Origin of the sequence: Pseudomonas sp. GZJR-8, assembly GCF_002916705.1 — a bacterium.
GTDB lineage: Bacteria > Pseudomonadota > Gammaproteobacteria > Pseudomonadales > Pseudomonadaceae > Aquipseudomonas > Aquipseudomonas synxantha_A.
The window spans coordinates 56,700-70,344 of sequence record NZ_JXSI01000012.1 but is presented as its reverse complement, the minus strand read 5'-3'; the positions used below and the strand labels follow the sequence as shown (position 1 = coordinate 70,344).

The following is a 13,645-nucleotide window of genomic DNA, read 5'->3' as shown; positions in this document are numbered from 1 at the left end:
TTTCCTCAGAATGACTTGTCCGGAGTGTCGATGGTCAATTGCTGCAGCGCAGTGGTGCTGCTGGCCAGCGGTTGGCTGCGGCCGATCCATTCGCCAGTGGTCGGTTGGCCGGCCCGGGATATGCGCGCAACCAGTTGGACTTCGGGGAAGTTGGACAGTTTCAACTGCGGCATCATCGCGTCGGCATCGCCCAGTTCGACGGTGATGGGCAGTTCGGCAACGGTGACGCGCTTGGCCGCCAAGGGTGCCGGTGGGCCGCTGACTGCACGGGCGAAGATGAACACAGTGTCGGTCGGCAAGGCTTTGGCTTTCGCTTCGGCGGACAGGTCTACACGCACGGTCATTACCGCCTTGTGCGCGACCGTACCGCCGCTCTCTTTAAGCTTCTCGCCAGCCCGGTCAATACCGCCTTGCAGCGCTACACGGGAGTTGTCCTGCGGTGGCAGTTGCGCCAGCAGACGGTTCCAGTAATCGATCGCTTCCTGATAACGCTGGCCTTCAAAAGCCGCGATCCCCAACAGGCCAAGGCTGGTGACTTCCTTGGGATCGAGCTTTAACGCCTCGTCGGTCAGCGCCTGCACCTTGGGCGACCACTGTTTATTGTCGGCAAAGTATTGTGCCTGGGCCCACTGGCCAAGCAATTCCGGCTGGCGCCCGGCTAAGGCTACGGTGCGTTCAAAGACTTTGGCGGCATCGGCGGAACGGTCCTGAGCCATGTAGGCGCGCCCCAGGAAATACAGGCCCTCGGCCGAATCCGGCTGGGCTGCCGCGGCACGCTCCAGGCGCTGAGTCATGTCGGCCATGGACACCGGAGGCTGTGAGAATTCACGGGTCAGTTCGACCTTGTCGCTCGCCCCATAATGCAGGTACAGCGCAACGCCAAGCACCGGCACCAGAAACGCCGCCAAAAACGGCAGCGGTTTGCCCATGCGCGATTCACGGGGCTTTTCCACGCCCTCGGTATCGGCCAGCAACTCGCGAGCCGCCTCGGCGCGGCCCGTATCCAGTTGCACGGCGTTCAATACACCTTCGTCCTGCTGCACTTGCAGCTCGGCGACGCGTTCCTGATACAGCGCCACGTTCAGCGCGGTACGATCCTCTTCACGCTGGGCGCGACGGTCACGCAGTACAGGAATCAACAGGAAACTCAGGGCAATCAGAAGCAGCAAGCCGGCTGCGAGCCAGAAATCAATCATCAGTCTTGGTGTCCAGCAATTGGTCGAGGCGTTTACGCTCTTCAGGGGACAGCGCATCGGAACCATCGGTAGGCGCGGCGCGGCGACGGCGCACGATCACCGCCATCACCACAACGCCGGCCAGCAGCAGCCCGGCGGGGCCGAACCAGAGCAGCGCGGTTTTGCCGGTAAGGGCCGGTTTGTAGCGCACGAAATCACCGTAGCGGTCGACCATAAAGTCGATGATCTGCTGGTTATCCTTGCCCTCCCCCAACATGCGGAAGATTTCTTTGCGCAGGTCAGCGGCGATGGGCGCGTTGGAGTCGGCGATGTCCTGGTTCTGGCACTTGGGGCAGCGCAGTTCCTTGGTCAGGTCGCGGAAACGCTCACGCTCGGCGTCATTGGCAAATTCATAGGTGTCGATGGCGGCATGGGCCACACCGGCCAGGCCCAGGGCTAAAACAGCAGCGGTCAACCAACGCTTCATGGCTTGGCCTCATCGACCAGGGCCTGGTACTTGGCGGCCAGTTGCTCACGCCAGACTACCTCGTCGATCACGCCGACGAACTTGTCACGGATCACGCCCTTGGCGTCGATGAAGAAGGTTTCCGGCGCGCCATAGACGCCCAGGTTCAAACCCAGGTTGCCTTCTTCATCACGGATATCGAGCTGGTAAGGGTTATGAAACTCGGCCAGCCATTTCAAGGCCGCCGCATTGTCGTCCTTGTAGTTGATGCCGTAGATCACCACGCCCTTCTCGGCCAGCTTGTTCAGCACCGGGTGTTCGACGCGGCAGGAGATGCACCAGGTGGCCCACACGTTGACCAGCGCCGGCTTGCCCTGCAGGTCGGCCTGGGTCAGGGTCTTGTCACCCTGCACCGTCGGCAGGTTGAACGCGGGAAACGGCTTGCCGATCATCGCCGAGGGTAACTCGGCCGGGTCCAGGTACAACCCGCGATACAAGAACACTGCCATCAGCAGAAACAATGCCAGCGGCACCACCATCAACCAACGTTTCATACCGCAGCTCCCGAAAGGCCCAATGCTTCACGCACACGGCTGCTGACCTTGACCCGATAACGCCGATCCAGCGCGGCGAGCAAACCGCCAAAGCCTGTGAGCAACCCGCCGAACCAGATCCAGCGCACGAAGGGTTTGACATGCACCCGCACAGCCCAGGCGCCGTCGCCCAAGGGTTCACCCAGCGCCACATACAGGTCACGGGTGAAACCGGCGTCGATACCGGCTTCGGTCATCATTGAACTTTGCACTGTGTACAGGCGCTTTTCAGGATGCAATACGGCGATTTCCTTGCCATTGCGCACTACGCGCACGGTGCCTTTATCCGAGGTGAAGTTCGGCCCTTCGAAGTGCCTGGCACCTTCGAAGATGAACTGGTAACCGGCCAGGTCCATGGACTCACCCGGCGCCAGGCGCAGGTCGCGCTCGGCGCTGTTCTGGCTGGAGAGCACTACGCCCAAAGCGCACACGGCGATGCCAATGTGAGCGATCTGCATGCCCCAGTAACTGCGGGTCAGGGTGGGCAAGCCTTTGATCAGGCCTTTGTGGCGCGTCTTGTCGAAGATGTCCCGCACGCCGGCCAGCAACACCCAGGCTGCCAGCAGGAACGTGGCGAGTACCGCCCAATTGAAGTCGCCGTAGGCGAACCCGGCGATCACTGCCAGGGCCACGCTGCCCAACAGCACCGGCATCAACATGCCTGCCAGCCATTTCACCGGGGTGTCTTTCCAGCGCACCAGCACACCGACCGCCATCACTACCATCAACAGGCCCATCAACGGGATGAACAACGCATTGAAGTACGGCGGGCCCACGGACAGCTTGGCGCCGCTCAAGGCATCCAGCACCAGCGGGTAGAGGGTGCCGAGCAGGATCATTGACGCGGCTACCACCAGTACCAGGTTATTGCCCAGCAACAGGGTTTCGCGCGACCACAGGTTGAAACCGACCTGGCTCTTGACCACCGGCGCGCGCAGGGCGAACAGGGTCAGGGAACCGCCCACCACAAACAGCAGGAAGATCAGGATGAACACGCCGCGTTCGGGGTCGGAGGCAAACGCATGCACTGACGTCAGCACCCCCGAACGCACAAGGAAAGTGCCGAGCAGGCTGAGGGAAAACGCGGCGATGGCGAGCAATACCGTCCAGCTTTTGAATACGCCACGCTTTTCGGTCACTGCCAGGGAGTGAATCAGCGCCGTGCCCACCAACCAGGGCATGAAGGACGCGTTTTCCACCGGGTCCCAGAACCACCAGCCGCCCCAGCCGAGTTCGTAGTAGGCCCACCACGAACCCAAGGTGATACCGATACCGAGGAAAGCCCAGGCGACGATGGTCCATGGCCGTGACCAACGCGCCCACGCCGCATCCAACCGCCCGCCAAGCAAGGCCGCGATGGCAAACGCAAAAGCTACGGAGAAGCCCACGTAACCCATGTAGAGCATCGGCGGGTGCACAATCAGGCCGATGTCCTGCAACAGTGGGTTGAGGTCATGCCCGTCTGCGGGGATCTGCGGCAGGATGCGGCTGAATGGATTGGAGGTCATGATCAGAAACAGCAGGAAGCCGATGCTGATCATGCCCATCACCGCCAGGACTCGCGCCAGCATCACTTGCGGCAGTTGGCGCGAGAATACCGACACGGCAAAGGTCCAGCCGCCGAGGATCAGCGCCCACAGCAGCAACGAACCTTCGTGGGCGCCCCACACGGCGCTGAACTTGTAGTACCAGGGCAAGGCGCTGTTGGAGTTGTTCGCGACATAGGCGACGGAAAAGTCGTCGGTCATGAAGGCATAGGTCAGGCAACCGAAGGCGAACAGCAGGAAAGCAAACTGACCCCAGGCGGCCGGCTGCGCCAGGCTCATCCACAAACGATCGCCGCGCCAGGCACCGAGCAACGGCACCACGGCCTGGACCACGGCAAAGCACAGGGCGAGGATCATCGCCAGTTGGCCCAGTTCAGGAATAAACAATGCGGACGTCATCACTTAGCCCTCCTTGGCTGGGGTCGCGGGCGCGGACTGGCCACTGTCTTTCAGGGCCTTGGTGACCTCGGGCGGCATGTACTTTTCATCGTGCTTGGCCAGCACTTCGTCCGCCACTACCACACCATCGGCGTTGAGTTTGCCCAGAGCGACGATGCCCTGGCCTTCGCGGAACAGGTCCGGGAGGATGCCGCGGTAAGTGATGGTCACGGCCTTGTTGAAATCGGTGACCACGAAGGTCACGTCCAGAGAATCGCCGGAACGCCTCAACGAGCCCTGCTCCACCATGCCGCCGGCGCGGATGCGCGTGTCCAGCGGGGCTTCGCCGTTGGCGATCTGGGTGGGGGTGTAGAACAGGTTGATGTTCTGCTGCAGGGCGCTCAAGGCCAGGCCCACGGCAATGCCGACGCCGACCAGGATGGCAAGGATGATCAACAGACGCTTTCTACGCAGCGGATTCACTTTTCGGTCTCCCGGCGCAGACGTCGCGCCTCTTGTTGCAGGTAACGCTTGCGGGCCAGGATCGGCGCGGCAACGTTGAGGGCCAGCACTGCCAGGCAGATGCCGTAGGCGCTCCAGACATACAGGCCGTGGTGGCCCATGGCGAGAAAATCACTGAAAGAAGCAAAGTTCATCCCCGCGCTCCCAGGCTGGTTTGCACTTGGGCTTTGACCCAACTGGTGCGGGCTTCACGCTTGAGCACTTCAAGGCGCATGCGCAGCAACAGCACGGCGCCGAAGAAGCAGTAGAACCCCAGCACCATCAGCAGCAGTGGCGCCCACATTTCCACGGGCATCGCCGGTTTTTCGGTGAGGGTGAAGGTGGCGCCCTGGTGCAGGGTGTTCCACCACTCTACCGAGTATTTGATGATCGGGATGTTGATCACGCCGACAATCGCCAGCACCGCGCAGGCCTTGGCGGCGCTATCGCGATTGCTGATGGCGTTGCCCAGGGCAATCAGGCCGAAGTACAGGAACAGCAGGATCAGCATCGAGGTCAGGCGTGCATCCCACACCCACCAGGAACCCCAGGTCGGCTTGCCCCAGATCGCGCCGGTGACCAGCGCCACGGCGGTCATCCACGCACCAATAGGTGCAGCGCATTGCAGGGCCACATCGGCCAGTTTCATCTTCCACACCAGGCCGACGATGCCGCAAACCGCCAGCATCACGTAGCAGGACTGGGCCAGCATCGCAGCAGGGACGTGGATATAGATGATGCGAAAGCTGTTGCCTTGCTGGTAGTCCGGCGGCGCGAAGGCCAGGCCCCAGACCAGGCCGGTGCCGATCAGCAATACGGCGGCGACGCTCAACCACGGCAGCAGCTTGCCACTGATGCCATAAAACCATTTGGGCGAGCCGAGCTTGTGAAACCAGGTCCAGTTCATTGCATTTTCCATCACGGGTGCTTTTCGTCGTGGCGAAAAGCTTAGGGTCTTTACTGACTCAACGTCATTAACGCCGAGTCAGACCTCATTATTCACCGACGCTGATTTTCAGGCCGGCGGCTATAGCAAAGGGTGTCAGGGTTACCGCCAGGGCGGTCAGGCTACCAAGCCACAAGAGGTAACCGGTCGCCGGCATCCCCATGAGCGCGGCTTGCAAAGCGCCGCTGCCCAGGATCAACACCGGGATATACAAAGGCAGAATCAACAGGGCCAGCAGCAGGCCACCCCTTTTCAGGCCCACAGTCAAGGCGGAGCCCACCGCCCCCAACAGGCTGAGCACCGGCGTACCGAGCAACAAGGACACCAGCAACACGGGCAGGCATTCGACGGGCAAGCCCAGCATCATCGCCAGCAGCGGCGAGAGCAAGACTAGCGCCAGGCCGGAAAAAGCCCAGTGTGCCAGTACCTTGGCCAGTACCAGAAGTGGCAGGGGGTGCGACGAAAGGACCCACTGCTCCAGGGATCCGTCTTCGAAATCACCGCGAAACAGCCCGTCCAGCGAGAGCAGGACCGATAAAAGCGCCGCGACCCACACCAGTCCCGGGGACAAGGTTTGCAACAGTTTAGTCTCCGGGCCGACCGCCAACGGAAACAGCGCGATCACAATCGCAAAGAACACCAGCGGGTTGGCCAGCTCGGCCGGGCGACGGCACAACAGCCGCGCTTCACGGGCCACCAACAGGGCAAACACACTCATGCCGACCACCGTCCGAGATCCAGCTCCCGGTAACCACCCGGCTTGCGCGCCAGGGTATGGTGGGTGGTGAGCACCACCAGGCCGCCCTGCTCGCAGTGCCGGGCCAAGTGCTCTTCGAGTTGGGCTACGCCCTGTTTGTCGAGAGCGGTGAAGGGTTCGTCGAGAATCCACAGCGGCGGGCCGGACAGGTACAAACGCGCCAGGGCCACGCGGCGCTGCTGGCCGGCTGACAGCGTGTGACAGGGCACATCTTCAAAGCCCTTGAGGCCAACGGCGGCCAGGGCCTGCCAGATGCTATCGCGGGTAGCAGGGTGATGCAGGGCGCTGAGCCAGCTGAGGTTTTCTTCGGCGCTGAGCACGTCCTTGATACCGGCGGCGTGGCCGATCCAGACCAGGTTGCGTGCCAGCTCGGCACGTTGTTCGTGCAGGGGCTTACCGTTGAGCCGAACAACACCCGCCGTGGGCTGCATCAAACCGGCCAGCAGACGCAGCAAACTGGTCTTGCCGCTGCCATTGGGGCCGCTGATTTGCACCATGTCGCCAGCCGCCAGACGCAGGTCGAGTTGCTCGAACAACAGGCGCAGGTCGCGTTCACAGGCAAGCGCTACGGCTTCAAGAAGAGGGCTGGTCAAGAGATCGCGGGCCTTTACGGTTCAAGTCGGCGGTGCAGCGGCCGTTATAGAGAGATGCACAATAACGACTTTGGCGACCGATTTTAGAGAGCTGGATCAAATAGTTGTGCGGTTTTTACCGCTCTCTTTGCAGACGGGCGGCATTATACATGCGATGCCCTACTCTAAAGAGGGCAATTTCCCCAGAGACGATGCGCACGATGACCGGTGAGATCAATCTTCCTCCACTGCCTCCAGCCTCAGCACCCAAGGCTGCCCCGCTGCCTGCGGCTGGCGAGTTGCTCAAGCTCCTGGAGCCACAGGCCGGGTTGATTGGCGCCGGAAAAACCGTAAACGCTGAAGTCATCGCGCTGAAACAAGGCAGTGAAGCCTTTCAGCTGTTGCTCAAGCTGACCCTTGAAGGTGGTCGCCAGACCCTGGTTCAAGCCAGCAGCGCCCAGCCCTTGCCCCTGGGCAGCAATGTGGCAGTGAGCCAAACGCCTGCGGGCAACCTGGCCATCAGCTTGCAGCAAGCCATGAGCGCCAACGTGGCCGCCCTCACCCGCCTCGACACCACACAAATGCCGGTGGGCACCCTGCTGCAAGCCAAGGTGCTGACCACTCAGATGCTGCCTCAAGGCTCAGCGCAAGCGGCGATCTATCGCTCGCTGGTGAGTGTGCTCAATAATGCCCTGGCCGGTACCACGCTGACGCTGGAAAGCCCTCAACCCTTGCGGGTCGGCAGCTTGCTCAGTGCCGTGGTGCAGAACGCGCAAACCCTGAATTTTGTGCCGCTGAGCGGGCTGAAAGACCAACTGGCCGTGACGCAGCAACTGGCGACCCAGCAAAGTCGCCAAGGCTCGCTGGATGCGGTGTTCACTGCCCTGCAGAACCTGCCCCGTGGCAACAACACCTCGGCCGAGCTGCGGGCCGCTGCCGAGCGCTTACTGGCAGCCTTGCCCGATCTGGCGCAAGTCAGCAATCCCAAGGTACTGGCACAAGTGGTGCAAAACAGCGGCGCCTTCCTGGAAGCCAAATTGCTCGCTGGGCAGAACCCACAAATCCCACCGCTGGATATGAAAGGCGCGCTGTTGCGCCTGGTCGCGGACCTGCTGCCCGCCCTGCCCGCCAACACCAACCTGAATGCGATCCTCGCCGCCAATACCCTGGCCCAGGTGCTGCCGCACTTTGTGCGCAGCCCGTTGAACACTCTCGGCCAGGTTGGCGCTCGGCAGATACCTGCCGGTTTCCCCTTGCCGGAGCGGCTGATCGCGAAACTGGAAGGTGAAGGCGACCTGGAAAACCTGCTGCGCCTGGCCGCCGGGGCGATCTCGCGCTTGCAGAGCCACCAACTGTCGAGCCTGGAACAGACCGGCACCACCGCCGATGGCCGCCTGCAAACCACGTGGCAGTTGGAAATCCCCATGCGCACCCTGCAAGACATCGTGCCGTTGCAGGTCAAGTTTCAGCGCGAGGAGCCTGCGCCCGACAAGGATCAGCCCGAGCGCAAGGATAAAAAAGATCCGAAGCAGATGCTCTGGCGCGTCGAGCTGGCCTTCGACATGGAGCCGCTGGGGCCGCTGCAAGTTCAGGCGCAGTTGTCCCAGGGCAAACTGTCCAGCCAGTTGTGGGCCAGTCGCCCTTTCACCGCCAGCCTGATCGAAAGTCACCTGGGCAGCCTGCGCGAGCGCCTGGTGTCATCCGGACTTAACGTCGGCGACCTGGATTGCCACCTGGGCACCCCGCCACGCGGTGCAAAAACCGGATTGGAACAACGCTGGGTGGATGAAACCGCATGAAGAACGCCGCCCCACCCCGCCAGGCCATCGCCCTCAAGTACGACGGCCAACAAGCCCCCACCCTGACCGCCAAGGGCGATGACGCCCTGGCCGAAGCGATTCTCAAGCTGGCACGGGAGAATGAAGTACCGATCTATGAAAATGCCGAGCTGGTGAAGCTGCTGGCGCGTATGGAACTGGGGGACAGTATTCCAGAAGAGCTCTATCGCACGATTGCCGAGATCATTGCGTTTGCATGGACGTTGAAGGGCAAGTTCCCGGTGGGCTACGACCCGGATGCGGGGCCAATGGAGCGGGATGTCACTGAGCGTGGCGACGATTACTGAGTAGCCACAGGCATACCAAGATCCACTGTGGGAGGGGGCTTGCTCCCGATAGCGTCATTACAGCCAACCTATCTGGGGCTGATACACCGCTATCGGGAGCAAGCCTCCTCCCACATTTTTTGATCTGTGTTCAGTTCAGGACTTCGCTCAGGGGGATGAAATTGACCCGGTCGCCAATGGCCAATGTGGTCCCCTCCATCACCTCCACAAACCCCTCCGCCCACGCCGCACTGCGCAGCACCCCGGAGCTCTGGTTGCGATAGATAATCGCCTTGCCCTGCTCGATACGCCCGCGCAGGTATTCGCGGCGGTTGCCAGGCTTGGGCCAGTCGAATCCTGCCGGCACCTCGAAACGCAGCGGCTGCACCTGCGCCACGCCTTGGCGGCGCAGCAGGTACGGGCGCGCCAATAGCGCAAAGGTCACCAGGGTCGAGGCCGGGTTACCTGGCAGGCCGATCACCGGCACGCCACGAAAATGCCCGAAGGTCAGCGGTTTGCCTGGCTTGATCGCCAGCTTCCACAACGCCAACTCGCCCTCTTCACGCAAGGCAATGCCGAGGAAGTCCGCTTCGCCCACCGACACACCGCCGGTAGACAAGATCAGGTCGACGCTACCCAGGCCGGCCAGACACGTACGGGTCTGTTCCAGATCATCCGGCAGAATCCCCGCATCGATCACTTCGCAGCCCATGCGCGCCAGCCAGCTGCACAGCACGCGACGGTTGCTGTTGTAGATCTGCCCCGGGCCCAACGGCAAGCCTGGCTCGATCAATTCGTCGCCGGTCGACAGCACGGCCACGCGCGGGCGACGCACCACATCGAGCCGATCCCGCCCCAGAGACGCAGCCAGGCCCAACTCGATGGGCCCCAGGCGCGTTCCGGCGCTGAGTACGCACTCACCCAACGTAGTCTCCTGGCCCTGTGGTCGGATGTTGTCGCCCACCCGTAACGGCTCGGTGAAACTCACGCGCTGATCGGCATGAACCACCGCGTTTTCCTGCATTTGCACGCAGTCTGCGCCTTCGGGTACCGGCGCGCCGGTAAAGATCCGTGCGCAGGTGCCGGCCGCCAGCGGCTCGGGCGCAGTGCCAGCGAAAATCCGTTGGCTCACCACCAGCGGTTCCCCGGTCCAGTCCGCCAGGCGCACGGCGTAGCCGTCCATGGCACTGTTGGGCCACGGCGGCAGGTCGAGCGTCGAGATCAGGTCCTGAGCCAGTACGCGGCCATCGCACTGCGCCAGGGGCAGCACATGCTGGTCACGGATCGGCGCCGATTCCGCCATGGCGAGCAGCCGCTGCAAGGCTGCTTCCACCGGCATCAGTGCGCCGGTCTTGCCCGGCTTATCCACGGGATTCACAGGGTTGGGCCTGCTTCAGGTGCGGGACGAAATTGCATGGGCGGTGACGATTATCCAGTTGCTCGGCGAGGATGCCATCCCAACCGGTGCGCACGGCATTGGTGGAGCCCGGCAGGCAGCACACCAGGGTGCCATTGGCCAGGCCGGCCAGGGCGCGCGATTGCACGGTGGAGGTGCCGATATCGGCCACGGAGATCTGGCGGAACAGTTCGCCGAAGCCATCGACCTGCTTGTCGAGCAGGCAGCTCACGGCTTCAGGGGTGCTGTCACGGCCGGTGAAGCCGGTGCCCCCGGTGATCAGCACCACTTGCACCACGTCTTCGGCGATCCAGTGGGCAACCTGGGCGCGAATCTTGTAGAGGTCGTCCTTGAGCAGCACGCGCTCGGCCAGGTGGTGGCCGGCGGCGGTCAGGCGATCGACGAAGACCTGGCCGGAGGTGTCGGTGTCCAGGGTGCGGGTGTCGCTGACGGTCAATACAGCAATATTCAAGGGTACAAAGGGCGCATCGGCCTTGGCTTTCATGGCTCGGTCCAGTTGTCGAAAAAACAGCCCGATGTTATATCACAGGCCCCTCTTTACCTGCCGCAGTGGAACCGTCATGTCTCTTGAATCTTCACCCCTGCCTTGTTCGATTCTGTTGTTGGCCGGTGGTCGTGGCCAACGCATGGGCGGCCGGGACAAGGGGCTGCTTCAATGGCGGGGCGAGCCCTTGATTGCCCACCTGCAACGGCTGGCCAGGCCGCTCACGGATGACCTGATCATCTCGTGCAATCGAAACCTTGAACACTACGCGCCCTATGCCGACCAACTGGTCAGTGATGACAGCCCGGACTTTCCCGGCCCGCTTGCAGGTATGCGTGCGGGACTGCTCGCCGCACGGCACGAGCATCTGCTGATATTGCCGTGCGACGTGCCGCAGATTGATGGGCGACTGCTGGCCGACTTGCGTCAGATTGCCCAACGCAATCCGCAGGTTCCCGTCATGGTGCGTCATGGCGAGTTCTGGGAACCCTTGCTGTGCATTATCCCAACAGACCTGAAAGATCAGGTGGAACGGGCCTGGCAAGCGGGTGAACGCAGCCCGCGCAAGGTCCTGCTGCAACTGGGTGGCGTTGGCCTGGAATGCCCGGCCGACGACCCGCGCCTGGCCAATCTTAATACGCCCGAGCTGTTGCACCCACGGGCTGGCGTGTCAGAATGAGCCTTTCACAAGGAACTTTGCCGACGTCCCATACGTCACAAGGTCAGCAATTTAAAAGTATTTTCTCGGAGACAAACTCATGACTCAACGGACCATCGCCGCTCTCATGCTTGCACTGGGCCTCGCCACCCTCGCCGGTTGCGCCTCGCCAACAGTGATCACCCTGAATGACGGTCGCGAAATCCAGGCCGTCGACACCCCGAAATTTGACGAAGATTCGGGTTTCTACGAATTCCAACAGCTTGACGGCAAGCGCACCCGCATCAATAAAGACCAGGTTCGCACCGTTAAAGATCTGTAAGCCTTAACGCTTGCCAACAAGGCCCGCCTCGCGCGGGCCTTGTCGTTTGCGGCGTTTACCAATCGAGGGTGATACGGCTGTGAAAACTGCGTTCTTCACCATTTAGCGGGTCGATGAAACGTACGCCCTGGGCCAGCAGCTTCAGGGGGTGGGCGTAGTCGTCCTCGGCGTCCTTGACCACCTCGGGATAGAACGGGTCATTGCAGATACTCGCCCCGAGGGCAGTCATGTGTACGCGCAGCTGGTGTTTCTTGCCGGTCACCGGGAACAGACCGTAACGCCATAAACCACCCTTTTTCTCGCGCACTTCAACGGCCGTCTCGGTGTTGCTGGCGCCCTGCCCTTCCTGCATCCGAAAGAAGGGTTCGCCATCCACCAGGCGGCTTTTATGCACCAGGGGAAAGCTCAGATTCGGCAGGGCCGGGGCGATGGCTTCGTAGAATTTGTCGATACGCCGCGTGGGAAACAGTTGCTGGTACGCCGAGCGGCTTTGCGGGTTGGCCGAGAACAGCACCAGCCCCGCCGTGTGCCGGTCAATGCGGTGCAACGGCACCAGGGCGGGGTTGTCCAGGCGACGGATCAGGCGACGCAACAGGGTTTGCTCAACGTACTCGCCGGCGGGAGTCACCGGCAGGAAATGCGGCTTGTCCGCCACCACCAGATGTTCATCGGCGTACAGGATAGTTTCCTGTACCGGAATCACTTTTTCGTTGGGTACTTCGCGAAAGTAATAGATGCACAGGCCTTCCTTGTAGGCCAGGCCCAGGCTGATCGGGCTGCCATTGATATCCAGCACTCGTTCCCGGGCAATGCGGTCCAGCCACTGCTCACGGCCAATGGCCGGGAAGTGATCGCACAGGCAGTCGATCACCGTTGCCCAAGGCCCCGGTGGCAGATACAACGTGCTGGCTTGGTGCTGGGCGGCGGAAAAACCGGAAGTGGACATGCAAATGCTCGAACCTGGAAACAGGCGGGCATTATCCCGCATGGAGCGCGATTGCGCCTAGGGCCGTTCTCATGCCTTGGCCAGTTGGGCCCGCAGCACCGGCGAAGCGCTCGCCGCCTCGGTGAACTCCTTGAGCCAGCGCAGTACGTCCACTGCTTCCCAACGGCCCGGATCATAGAGCGCGTAGAGCAAGCCTTGATAACCCACCACATCCAACTGTTTGTGATAACCGGCACGCTGGAACAGCGCCTCGATTTCCGCAAAGCAGGTGTTGAAATGCACTTTGTTGAAGGGCGTCTTGCCTTCCGTGACCAGCCCATCGAGGCGCAGTTCGTTGACCGCGTCGCGCACCACATCGGCGGACATGCGATTGACGCTGCTTTTCAATTGTTCAACATTCACCACGGGCGTTCCCTCTATTCAATCGCTGTACGAATATACAGTAACGTAATATTCGCAAGCCCGCCATCGGATAAACGTCAGCGCAGAAAGGCAACGACCTGGTCGGTGTCGAACGGCCAGTCCAGTTCCGCCCCGGTGTCCTTGCGGCGAAGCACCGGAATCCGCAGGCCGTAGTCTTCTGTCAGGTCATCTGGCTCAGTGATATCCACCAACTCCACCAGCAGCCCGTGTTCGACGAGCGGCATGATTTCGGCTTCGGCAATTTCACACAGATGGCAACCCAGGGTGCCGAACAGCTGGCATTCAGGAGGCATGACGAAAGAACCCGGTCAGAAAAACAAGTGACCATTCTAAACCCGCTCGCGCCGTGAAATCCC

General features: G+C 61.8%; 18 protein-coding genes. 4 read left to right on the top strand and 14 right to left on the bottom strand.

What is annotated here, in order from left to right; all coding sequences use genetic code 11:
• Positions 1 to 5: 5 nt before the first annotated feature.
• The 9 genes from ccmI to ccmA all read right to left on the bottom strand — a co-directional run bounded on the left by ccmI (position 6) and on the right by ccmA (position 6,956).
• Positions 6 to 1,196 (bottom strand): c-type cytochrome biogenesis protein CcmI, encoded by a 1,191-nt coding sequence (gene ccmI, locus TK42_RS21365; protein WP_103735070.1) that lies wholly within the window; start codon positions 1,194 to 1,196, stop codon positions 6 to 8.
• Positions 1,189 to 1,662, bottom strand: a complete 474-nt coding sequence (locus TK42_RS21360; protein ID WP_005786512.1) for a cytochrome c-type biogenesis protein — start codon at positions 1,660 to 1,662, stop codon at positions 1,189 to 1,191. Before TK42_RS21360 ends, ccmI begins: the two co-directional genes overlap by 8 nt.
• Complete coding sequence (locus TK42_RS21355) at positions 1,659 to 2,195, bottom strand: DsbE family thiol:disulfide interchange protein (RefSeq protein ID WP_103735069.1); 537 nt, start codon at positions 2,193 to 2,195, stop codon at positions 1,659 to 1,661. Before TK42_RS21355 ends, TK42_RS21360 begins: the two co-directional genes overlap by 4 nt.
• Entirely contained in the window at positions 2,192 to 4,180 is a 1,989-nt protein-coding gene (locus TK42_RS21350) for a heme lyase CcmF/NrfE family subunit (protein ID WP_032877111.1), read from the bottom strand. The genes TK42_RS21355 and TK42_RS21350 overlap by 4 nt, the downstream gene beginning before the upstream one ends.
• Before the next feature lie 3 nt (positions 4,181 to 4,183).
• On the bottom strand, positions 4,184 to 4,642 hold the full coding sequence (gene ccmE, locus TK42_RS21345; protein WP_103735068.1) for a cytochrome c maturation protein CcmE: 459 nt from the start codon (positions 4,640 to 4,642) through the stop codon (positions 4,184 to 4,186).
• Complete coding sequence (gene ccmD / locus TK42_RS21340) at positions 4,639 to 4,815, bottom strand: heme exporter protein CcmD (RefSeq protein ID WP_078820712.1); 177 nt, start codon at positions 4,813 to 4,815, stop codon at positions 4,639 to 4,641. Before ccmD ends, ccmE begins: the two co-directional genes overlap by 4 nt.
• Positions 4,812 to 5,567 (bottom strand): heme ABC transporter permease, encoded by a 756-nt coding sequence (locus TK42_RS21335; RefSeq protein ID WP_032877112.1) that lies wholly within the window; start codon positions 5,565 to 5,567, stop codon positions 4,812 to 4,814. Before TK42_RS21335 ends, ccmD begins: the two co-directional genes overlap by 4 nt.
• An 88-nt stretch (positions 5,568 to 5,655) precedes the next feature.
• Complete coding sequence (gene ccmB / locus TK42_RS21330) at positions 5,656 to 6,324, bottom strand: heme exporter protein CcmB (RefSeq protein ID WP_103735122.1); 669 nt, start codon at positions 6,322 to 6,324, stop codon at positions 5,656 to 5,658.
• Positions 6,321 to 6,956 (bottom strand): cytochrome c biogenesis heme-transporting ATPase CcmA, encoded by a 636-nt coding sequence (gene ccmA, locus TK42_RS21325; RefSeq protein WP_103735067.1) that lies wholly within the window; start codon positions 6,954 to 6,956, stop codon positions 6,321 to 6,323. Before ccmA ends, ccmB begins: the two co-directional genes overlap by 4 nt.
• 200 nt (positions 6,957 to 7,156) lie before the next feature.
• On the opposite strand from ccmA, the gene TK42_RS21320 reads away from it, so the two are divergent.
• Positions 7,157 to 8,734, top strand: coding sequence for a flagellar hook-length control protein FliK (locus TK42_RS21320; protein WP_103735066.1), 1,578 nt, complete (start codon positions 7,157 to 7,159; stop codon positions 8,732 to 8,734).
• The gene (locus TK42_RS21315) at positions 8,731 to 9,060 is read left to right on the top strand and encodes an EscU/YscU/HrcU family type III secretion system export apparatus switch protein (RefSeq protein WP_032877115.1); all 330 of its coding nucleotides are present in this window, start codon (positions 8,731 to 8,733) and stop codon (positions 9,058 to 9,060) included. The genes TK42_RS21320 and TK42_RS21315 overlap by 4 nt, the downstream gene beginning before the upstream one ends.
• A 130-nt stretch (positions 9,061 to 9,190) precedes the next feature.
• Here TK42_RS21315 and glp read toward each other — a convergent pair whose 3' ends face one another.
• Both glp and moaB read right to left on the bottom strand, forming a co-directional pair.
• Entirely contained in the window at positions 9,191 to 10,417 is a 1,227-nt protein-coding gene (glp, locus tag TK42_RS21310) for a gephyrin-like molybdotransferase Glp (RefSeq protein WP_103735065.1), read from the bottom strand.
• Positions 10,401 to 10,940 (bottom strand): molybdenum cofactor biosynthesis protein B, encoded by a 540-nt coding sequence (gene moaB, locus TK42_RS21305; RefSeq protein WP_032877117.1) that lies wholly within the window; start codon positions 10,938 to 10,940, stop codon positions 10,401 to 10,403. The genes glp and moaB overlap by 17 nt, the downstream gene beginning before the upstream one ends.
• Positions 10,941 to 11,016: 76 nt before the next feature.
• Between moaB and mobA the strand changes: the two genes are divergently transcribed.
• Both mobA and TK42_RS21295 read left to right on the top strand, forming a co-directional pair.
• Positions 11,017 to 11,619: a molybdenum cofactor guanylyltransferase MobA gene (gene mobA / locus TK42_RS21300; RefSeq protein ID WP_103735064.1), complete on the top strand. Its 603-nt coding sequence runs from the start codon at positions 11,017 to 11,019 to the stop codon at positions 11,617 to 11,619.
• 79 nt (positions 11,620 to 11,698) lie between these two features.
• Positions 11,699 to 11,920, top strand: coding sequence for a YgdI/YgdR family lipoprotein (locus TK42_RS21295; protein ID WP_005786486.1), 222 nt, complete (start codon positions 11,699 to 11,701; stop codon positions 11,918 to 11,920).
• A 55-nt stretch (positions 11,921 to 11,975) separates the two neighbouring features.
• Here TK42_RS21295 and TK42_RS21290 read toward each other — a convergent pair whose 3' ends face one another.
• The 3 genes from TK42_RS21290 to TK42_RS21280 all read right to left on the bottom strand — a co-directional run bounded on the left by TK42_RS21290 (position 11,976) and on the right by TK42_RS21280 (position 13,582).
• Positions 11,976 to 12,866 (bottom strand): pseudouridine synthase, encoded by an 891-nt coding sequence (locus tag TK42_RS21290; RefSeq protein WP_103735121.1) that lies wholly within the window; start codon positions 12,864 to 12,866, stop codon positions 11,976 to 11,978.
• A 69-nt stretch (positions 12,867 to 12,935) separates the two neighbouring features.
• A complete protein-coding gene (locus TK42_RS21285) occupies positions 12,936 to 13,271 on the bottom strand; it encodes a hypothetical protein (RefSeq protein ID WP_003189932.1) in 336 nt (111 codons plus the stop codon).
• Positions 13,272 to 13,345: 74 nt separating this feature from the next.
• Complete coding sequence (locus TK42_RS21280) at positions 13,346 to 13,582, bottom strand: glutaredoxin family protein (RefSeq protein ID WP_005786480.1); 237 nt, start codon at positions 13,580 to 13,582, stop codon at positions 13,346 to 13,348.
• Positions 13,583 to 13,645 lie beyond the last annotated feature (63 nt).

Excerpts from the sequence above, each read along its gene's own strand:
- TK42_RS21335 (WP_032877112.1), bottom strand. The coding sequence starts at position 5,567 with ATGAACTGGACCTGGTTTCACAAGCTCGGCTCGCCCAAATGGTTTTAT.
- TK42_RS21315 (WP_032877115.1), top strand. The coding sequence starts at position 8,731 with ATGAAGAACGCCGCCCCACCCCGCCAGGCCATCGCCCTCAAGTACGAC.
- moaB (WP_032877117.1), bottom strand. The coding sequence starts at position 10,940 with ATGAAAGCCAAGGCCGATGCGCCCTTTGTACCCTTGAATATTGCTGTA.
- TK42_RS21320 (WP_103735066.1), top strand. The coding sequence starts at position 7,157 with ATGACCGGTGAGATCAATCTTCCTCCACTGCCTCCAGCCTCAGCACCC.
- TK42_RS21355 (WP_103735069.1), bottom strand. The coding sequence starts at position 2,195 with ATGAAACGTTGGTTGATGGTGGTGCCGCTGGCATTGTTTCTGCTGATG.
- mobA (WP_103735064.1), top strand. The coding sequence starts at position 11,017 with ATGTCTCTTGAATCTTCACCCCTGCCTTGTTCGATTCTGTTGTTGGCC.
- ccmD (WP_078820712.1), bottom strand. The coding sequence starts at position 4,815 with ATGAACTTTGCTTCTTTCAGTGATTTTCTCGCCATGGGCCACCACGGC.
- ccmB (WP_103735122.1), bottom strand. The coding sequence starts at position 6,324 with ATGAGTGTGTTTGCCCTGTTGGTGGCCCGTGAAGCGCGGCTGTTGTGC.
- TK42_RS21295 (WP_005786486.1), top strand. The coding sequence starts at position 11,699 with ATGACTCAACGGACCATCGCCGCTCTCATGCTTGCACTGGGCCTCGCC.
- TK42_RS21280 (WP_005786480.1), bottom strand. The coding sequence starts at position 13,582 with ATGCCTCCTGAATGCCAGCTGTTCGGCACCCTGGGTTGCCATCTGTGT.
- TK42_RS21360 (WP_005786512.1), bottom strand. The coding sequence starts at position 1,662 with ATGAAGCGTTGGTTGACCGCTGCTGTTTTAGCCCTGGGCCTGGCCGGT.
- ccmI (WP_103735070.1), bottom strand. The coding sequence starts at position 1,196 with ATGATTGATTTCTGGCTCGCAGCCGGCTTGCTGCTTCTGATTGCCCTG.
- TK42_RS21290 (WP_103735121.1), bottom strand. The coding sequence starts at position 12,866 with ATGTCCACTTCCGGTTTTTCCGCCGCCCAGCACCAAGCCAGCACGTTG.
- TK42_RS21350 (WP_032877111.1), bottom strand. The coding sequence starts at position 4,180 with ATGACGTCCGCATTGTTTATTCCTGAACTGGGCCAACTGGCGATGATC.